This is a genomic window from Ornithinibacillus jepli, assembly GCF_047228935.1.
GTDB lineage: Bacteria > Bacillota > Bacilli > Bacillales > Amphibacillaceae > Ornithinibacillus.
In genome coordinates this window covers 41,859-49,013 of the sequence record NZ_JBFEGG010000010.1, presented here as the reverse complement: position 1 = coordinate 49,013, position 7,155 = coordinate 41,859, and the positions used below count along the sequence as shown (strand labels likewise).

The window sequence follows — 7,155 nt, the reverse complement described above, 5'->3', positions numbered from 1 at the left end:
TTCTTTAAATTTAAGAAAAAACAGGGTATGTTTCTTCTTGACATACTGGTTGTTTTGTTCAGTTTTCAAGGAGCAAATCTTTGTTGCCGTTTATTAGCGACAACTTTTATATCATATCACGCTGACTAGATTATGTCAACAAGTTTTTAAATCTTTTTTTATAATCGCTATCGCATTACTTTAAAAGCGACAAGAGATAATATATCACACTATTAAACTGTGAGTCAATCATTTTTTTAAAATTAATTACTAATTTCTAGAAAATAAATTCTCACCTGCAATTTATGTGACTCTTCTTTACTCCTCCCCCGTCTTAATCAATAGATCTACCATTAGTAACCATATATTCTTTTTTAGAACCAAAGAAGTAAAGTTTTTTATGTCCAACTCTAGCGAAATACAAGAAAATTTACTTCACTCATTGTTAAGTTAAAAAGGATAGCAACAATACTATCCTCTTTAAGAATCAAATCTCATTTATATAATCATTATCATTCCATCAATAGTGTGTAAAGAGGTCCGTACATTTCATAGGCCTCTGTCCCATCTAGTAATTTTGCCAGGATTTTTCGTAGATTTCGATGAGGTGGGGATTGATTAGTGTGTTTGGTTTTAATTCTGCTAGTTTGCCATTCTTATCTTGAATCTCTCTATCTTCATCTTTTCCAAATACGCTTAATGCAGATAACATATCAGTGGAAAGGAATTCTGTTTCAGCAGATATCTCTATTTCTGACAAATTTATCTCATCACGACTAGCCATGACAAAACCCCAATTTCCGAAGCTTGGTACGTCAACATGCAGGTTCTCTACATGTAACCCGGTTGATTTTACAGTCTCTGAAATTGTCCAATACACTTCCGTCGCAAAGACAGGACTTGTTGCTTGAATCATTACAGCACCACCTGGTCGTAAATGATTGCGAACTAAGGAATAGAATTCTCGGGTATAGAGCTTATTTAAGCTTTCATTATTCGGATCAGGTAAGTCGACGATAATAACATCGAACCATTCGTCCGTTTCCTCCAAAAACTTAAAGGCATCCATATTTTTGACTTGGACTTTTTCATCCATTAAAGATCCTTCATTCACTTCTAATAGTAGCTTGTCTGTATTTGCCAGTTCAATTACCGCTGGGTCTAAGTCTACTAATTTAATCGATTCTACTTCTTGATACTTCAAGATTTCCTTTGCCGCAATCCCATCTCCACCACCAAGAACCAATATATTACGTGGATGCTTTGTATATGCCATTGGTGGATGAACTAGCACTTCATGATATCGGTGTTCGTCAATCGTACTAAACTGTAATTGCCCATCTAAATATAACCGCACATCGTCATTATCCTTTGTAAGGGTAATCTTTTGATAGCTTGACTCTTCCATATGAATAATCGGGTCTTTATAAAGCTTTTGTTCAAAGTGAAATGCCAACTCTTCCCCAAAAACCAAGCCCAAAATCAGTACCATTCCAATCCCGACACCAATTATCGCGTGTACTAGAAAATGTCGTATTTCTTTTCGAAATAAATACAGTACGATTAAAGCAACAAGTAAATTAATACAACCGACTAAAAATGCTGTTTTTACCATTCCAAAATATGGACGAAATAGAAACACAAAAAGCAAGCCACCAATTAATCCGCCTGCGTAGTCCGAAAACAATACCCGTGCCGTACTTTTATTTAACGTAACACCGATTTCATTCGCCTTTCGTATCAAAATGGGTAATTCCACCCCAGTAAGAGCACCCACTATTAACGTAATGGTATATAAAAACAGGGCATCGGTTCCCCCAGGGGCAAAAGCCGTAATCCCAAACATGGTAAAGCTAGAAAATCCCCCAATAATGGCAACCCCAAATTCAATCCACACAAAAGTTATAATGAGGTTTTTCATGAATTTCTCACTTAAACTTGCCCCGATTCCCATCCCAGTTAGGAATAGAGAAATCGTTAACGTATACTGCTTCACACCATCCCCTAATATGTACGATCCTAATGCCCCAAATAATACTTCAAAGACAATCCCACAAATGGAAACAATCCCTGAAGACCAATAAATTATTTTACTTTGTCTCACTGCTCCATCATTCAAACCTCATGCCCTCCAACTATGCCACATTCTACTATTTCATAAACAAAAAAGGAACGACCAAGCAAAAAGCTCGGCCGTAATGGGATGATATTATGTAATAGATGCGCCGATGACTAATGCCAATCCAATCGAAACACCCATGGACATCAGTCCAACTGCTATATTATTTTTGGATAATTGCTCTTGAACAGAAAAGTTTCGAGTAAACAAGTCATATAGAACATAAGCGATCATTTGTAAGATCACACCAAATGCTCCCCAGATAATCGTTTCCCAAATCACATTACTACTATAAATCGCAAAGGCTAGTATAATACAGATACCGATCACCTTTCCGATAACTGATAAGGAAACAGCTACATTTCCATTCTTAATTTCTTCTAAATCCTTATAGCTACGTGTTAAATTTTCAAAAATGAATAAACCAATTAATACAATAACAATCGAAATAACAAAATAAATTAACGTTGAGATAAATGGTTCTAAAATTTCCAAATTTTTCGCCTCCCTTTATTTTTTATTTACCTGTACCAGGTCCGCCACCTCGGAATGTGGTATTCCCACGACTTGGTGTACCTAGCCCACCCATTCCAGAGTATGTACCTTTATAACGTTTTCCCCAATCATCCACATCTAACACATCATCTAACAATCGAAGCGCAAAATATGTACTTAGAAAATTAGGGGAATAATTACGTCTTACAAATTCGTCACTGGCAACTTCAATCAATAGCACACTATTATCCGCTTCACTTTCACGCAATGTAATAAATTCATTCGGATAGATTAAAATTTGCTGATCATTCTTTACATCACTGATTTCATCCGGTTTAATCGTATCAGTCAGGAGTGTACTAAGCTCTGACAGATTGAAACGGGTTGTTGCATAAACCTCCGCATTACTACCGTCTCCCTCGACTGTTGTAACCTTAGGAAAATTAGCTTCAATAATATCATCCATTTCATAATTGGAGGAATTCTGAATCGTTGCGGTTATGTCTGCTTTCGGCGGCTCACTTGGTAAATCCTGAGCCGTAATTGCTCCCCCATCCATTCCTCTAGAAGAACATGCGGATAATAACATAACTAGAAACAAGAACCCTATATAATATAGCTTTTTCTTACACAAACCAATCCCCCTCTCATAAGAAGGAGCAGTCAAAAGTAAGCTGCTCCACTTTAGTTTAGTTTTCTACTTACCCATTTTTTCTTTCAGTTTAGCTAATTCATCATCAACTTCACTGTTTTTATTTAGCTCTTTAAACTCATCATCAAGACTACGACTTCCAAAGGACAATTCCTCACTAGTATCAGCTTCTGCCTCGTATCGCAATACCTTTTCTTCCATACGAGAAAACCCTTGGCTTGATTGATCGTTACCAATATTAGACATCGCCCGATTGATTTTCGTACGGGTCTTAGCAGATTCTGCACGAGCTTTTAATGCGTCTTTTTTCAAGCTCATTTCTTGGTATTCTTTTTTCATTTCATCTAGCTTAGACTTTAATACATCTGAATCTTGCTTTGCTCTCTCCCAAGACTCTGTTAATGTTGTAGCAGTAGACTCGTGTTGTTTTTTGTCCTCTAATGCACGACGAGCTAAATCGTCATTTCCTGCTAGAATCGCTTGTTCAGCTTGACTCTGTCTTTTTTCGACCAACGCTTTCGCATCATCCATTTTACGCTTCAGCATTTTTTCATTGGCAATTTGTTTGGCAACTGCTGATTCAACCTCACGAATATCTTCTGCCATATCACGCATGAATTGATCTAGCATTTTTACCGGATCTTCAGCTTTATCTAACATGGCATTTAACTCTGAACTTACTACTGTTTTTACTCGTTTAAAAAAATTAAACATATTGAAAAACTCCTTCTATAGTTTTATATGGATCCAGCCGTTATTTTTATTTCATAACTTTCAATTGGGTATCCTACACTGACTTCAAATTCCGTTCCCCAACCTTCTATACTTAAGAAACTTACTTCATCCTCATCAGAATAGTCGGCGTAATGTACGTTCGAATCATGGATATTTTGGCTCCTACCTTCCCCAATAACCTTTGCGATACCTGACTCTTCCAGATAATAGGTTTTCTCCTCAAAGGTAAGCTGCTTCGGAAATGGTTTGGATACTGGTAATTGGACTTTTTTATAAATCCCTAACTCCAGCTCATCATCCATTTCTGCCGCTAACCAAATTGTATCATACCCTTCCAGTAGTTGATATGCATACCAAGTATAATTTCCATCTCGATAGGTGATTTTCCCTACTACTTCATAGTCAACTAGATTATAGTTGATAATGTCTCCTACTTTTATGTTCAATGCAGTTCTTTCTTTTGGTACTTCACTGTTACTTTTATTTTTTGAGAATAGTTTTGAAAACAGCCCCATCAAATCACCTCACATCTTTATTCCTATCTTACTCTAATTATAATGGTATAATAAGCCCTTTTAGATTTACAATCTAATTACTCATACGAGTAACCAAGATAATAGGTTTCATATTTAAATAAATTTCTACCCACTTTTTTACCAACAAAATTGAGCATTTTCGTACATCATTATATGTTATGCTAGATATAACTATCATTATACTTTTTAAGGGGTTATCGTTATGGAAGTAATGGGGAGACAAGTTATCGCAGAGCTGTGGGATTGTAATATAGATACATTAAATAATATAGAAATACTCAAACAAATCTTCGTCGATGCAGCACTTAGAGCTGGAGCAGAAGTTCGTGAGGTCGTCTTTCATCAATTCTCACCATATGGAATAAGTGGAGTAGTTGTCATCTCAGAATCTCATCTAACGATTCATAGTTTTCCTGAAAAGAGTTATGCCAGTATCGATGTGTATACATGTGGAAAGAAAGTAGACCCTTGGATTGCCGTCCGATATATTATTCAAGCATTAGAAGCAAAAACTAGCGAGACCCTAGAGATTCCAAGGGGAATCGGACCGGTTCAACCTATACTAGATAACGAGAGAAAATTTCACCCGTCAAGTTAGGAACAGAGGGACAGTTTGACCTGTCCCTCTGTTCCACTTAATTAAGTCGGATATTAATTATTTCATTATATGGCTTCATGAAGTGTACTCCTTCTATATATAGGTATTTTGGTAGACTTGTTGATTCAAAAATAAGAGTACGTTCTTCTATTATCTGATCTTGTTGCTTTGTAAGTTTTTGATCCTCTACTTTTTCTAATGGGGATTTCTGTGATTCATCGCCAATGGAAACTTCGTCGAGCGTGACTGATTCGTCTGTAGCTATTACCACTTTTGTTTGCCCGTTCGAAACGTTTATATCATGGATAGTTAGTTCATGACCTGCAATTTCAACCGTTTCTCCTTTGTTCAACTGAATCTTTTCCTTGACTTCTTCGTATCCTAAATACTGATCTACCTTGATTTGTAAACTTTGCAAATCCTTTGGTAGCGCATCAAAATCTAATTCAAAATTCGTCTTATTGAAGGAAGAACTATATTCATTTCCTTTTGGTTCCACTAATTCACCGTTTGCTATTAAGCTTATTTGTTCAAATGGTTGCGTTACTTGAGTTATTTCTTTCACATCCGTAGACCCTTTTATGGTTGTTAAAGTTGGCGATGCTGTAATCGTTTGGAATTGGATTTCTCCACCGTCTATTGCTACAGCTTGGTTCACTTTTTGATTGATAGTCGCTTCCATAGCTTTTGATGGATCATAATCAAATGTAATTTGTTTGTTTATGCTATGAAAATGTAAGGTCAATTTTTTAGCAAATGGACTCGGGGGCTCGAAGCTAAAGGTCCCTTTAATTTCCGTATTCGCCTTGTTTATTTTTCCGCTACCACTTTCGAACATTGAATTCGTAAATAATCCAGTAATTTTAGATGGAGTATAGTCTAATTCTGGCTCATCTAAATTTCCGTTAGCAGATGAAATGGTGTAATAAAGAATCATTCTATTTTCATCTGTAATTAACCCGTTTAATTTCATCGTTATACCCTCTTTAAGTTGGAAACTTTGATCTATAATTTGACCTAAGCCCGCTTCATTTAAGTCTTGTAAGGTATCCGAAACGATTCCATCAAATCCCAAAATCTTTTTTCCATAATACGCAAATGCCTGATAATGATAACTAGTCAACATGGTTATAACCAAAATGGCAGCAATGGTCTTCCATATAAAGGGGGACCTCAATCTCCTTTGTTTTTTCTGACTAAATAAAGCTGTTCTCAAACGACCCTCTAATTCCGGTGGAGCAATTTGTTCGTCTATTTTTTGTTTTTCTTCTTTTAACCTTTTTTCGATATTATCACTCATGCCTTGCACCTCCAACGATTTTATTTAGTTTTTTCAAACCATTAAATATGCGGGACTTAACAGTACCAATTGATGTATTGGTCAAATCTGCAATTGATTGATATTCCAAGTCATTCAAGTAACGAAGCTTAATAGCCTCAGCTTGCCTTGGATTAATCATGGTTAATAAATCTTGGATCTCCATTTGATGCTCCACTTGGTCATGTTCCTGATTCGAATCCGAAGTGTTTACCAGATTCTCTTGCCATTCATCAACTAAAACCACTTTAGTTCTTTTTCTATATATGGAATAACAGCAATTAACTAAAATTTTCTTACTCCAACTATAAAAAGCGTCGTTATTCTTTAATTGACCGATATTTTCATAAAGCTTAACAATCATGTCTTCCATTGCATCCAATGCATCATGTTTATTTCCCATATATGAAAAGGCAATTTTATAATAATCATCTTTCTGATCCATAATTAATTTTAATAATGACGCTTTGTCTCCTTTTTTTGCTTTTCTAACTAGCTGCCTTGTCATCCAGTTATCACCTCTCTTATCTATATGAGCACCGAAAACATCAAAAAGTTCATTTTATTTTTGGGGACAGGGGGGACAGGTTCCTTGTCCCACGAATTTACTGGCCCAATAAAACAAAAAAGCATTAACCAATAAATATTGATTAATGCCTACCTTCTACATATTAATATCTAAGCAGAATGAAAACAACCTAGTCATGTCCATTAAATATCTCA

Annotated in this window: 8 protein-coding genes; 1 reads left to right on the top strand and 7 read right to left on the bottom strand. The window is 35.8% G+C overall.

All coding sequences use genetic code 11. The features are described from left to right. Positions 1–547: 547 nt before the first annotated feature. The 5 genes from AB1K81_RS18500 to AB1K81_RS18480 form a co-directional block, all read right to left on the bottom strand. A complete protein-coding gene (locus AB1K81_RS18500; RefSeq protein WP_412978137.1) occupies positions 548–2,098 on the bottom strand; it encodes a polyamine aminopropyltransferase in 1,551 nt (516 codons plus the stop codon). 90 nt (positions 2,099–2,188) lie between these two features. After that, entirely contained in the window at positions 2,189–2,587 is a 399-nt protein-coding gene (locus AB1K81_RS18495) for a DUF350 domain-containing protein (RefSeq protein ID WP_412978139.1), read from the bottom strand. A gap of 28 nt (positions 2,588–2,615) precedes the next feature. Further along, positions 2,616–3,227 carry a DUF4247 domain-containing protein gene (locus AB1K81_RS18490; protein WP_412978136.1) on the bottom strand — a complete coding sequence of 204 codons (612 nt, stop codon included), beginning with the start codon at positions 3,225–3,227 and terminating at the stop codon, positions 2,616–2,618. Positions 3,228–3,290: 63 nt separating this feature from the next. Continuing rightward, entirely contained in the window at positions 3,291–3,959 is a 669-nt protein-coding gene (locus AB1K81_RS18485) for a PspA/IM30 family protein (RefSeq protein WP_412978135.1), read from the bottom strand. Positions 3,960–3,982: 23 nt separating this feature from the next. Beyond that, complete coding sequence (locus AB1K81_RS18480; RefSeq protein WP_412978134.1) at positions 3,983–4,495, bottom strand: DUF4178 domain-containing protein; 513 nt, start codon at positions 4,493–4,495, stop codon at positions 3,983–3,985. Between the two features lie 223 nt (positions 4,496–4,718). Between AB1K81_RS18480 and speD the strand changes: the two genes are divergently transcribed. After that, positions 4,719–5,114 (top strand): adenosylmethionine decarboxylase, encoded by a 396-nt coding sequence (gene speD, locus AB1K81_RS18475; protein WP_412978133.1) that lies wholly within the window; start codon positions 4,719–4,721, stop codon positions 5,112–5,114. A 37-nt stretch (positions 5,115–5,151) separates the two neighbouring features. On the opposite strand, the gene AB1K81_RS18470 is transcribed toward speD, so the two are convergent. Continuing rightward, positions 5,152–6,414 carry a DUF4179 domain-containing protein gene (locus AB1K81_RS18470; RefSeq protein WP_412978132.1) on the bottom strand — a complete coding sequence of 421 codons (1,263 nt, stop codon included), beginning with the start codon at positions 6,412–6,414 and terminating at the stop codon, positions 5,152–5,154. After that, positions 6,407–6,940, bottom strand: a complete 534-nt coding sequence (locus tag AB1K81_RS18465; RefSeq protein WP_412978131.1) for a sigma-70 family RNA polymerase sigma factor — start codon at positions 6,938–6,940, stop codon at positions 6,407–6,409. Before AB1K81_RS18465 ends, AB1K81_RS18470 begins: the two co-directional genes overlap by 8 nt. Between the last annotated feature and the right edge of the window lie 215 nt (positions 6,941–7,155).

Coding starts and splice junctions, on each gene's coding strand:
- AB1K81_RS18465 (WP_412978131.1), bottom strand. CDS start 6,940: ATGACAAGGCAGCTAGTTAGAAAAGCAAAAAAAGGAGACAAAGCGTCA.
- AB1K81_RS18480 (WP_412978134.1), bottom strand. CDS start 4,495: ATGGGGCTGTTTTCAAAACTATTCTCAAAAAATAAAAGTAACAGTGAA.
- AB1K81_RS18470 (WP_412978132.1), bottom strand. CDS start 6,414: ATGAGTGATAATATCGAAAAAAGGTTAAAAGAAGAAAAACAAAAAATA.
- AB1K81_RS18485 (WP_412978135.1), bottom strand. CDS start 3,959: ATGTTTAATTTTTTTAAACGAGTAAAAACAGTAGTAAGTTCAGAGTTA.
- speD (WP_412978133.1), top strand. CDS start 4,719: ATGGAAGTAATGGGGAGACAAGTTATCGCAGAGCTGTGGGATTGTAAT.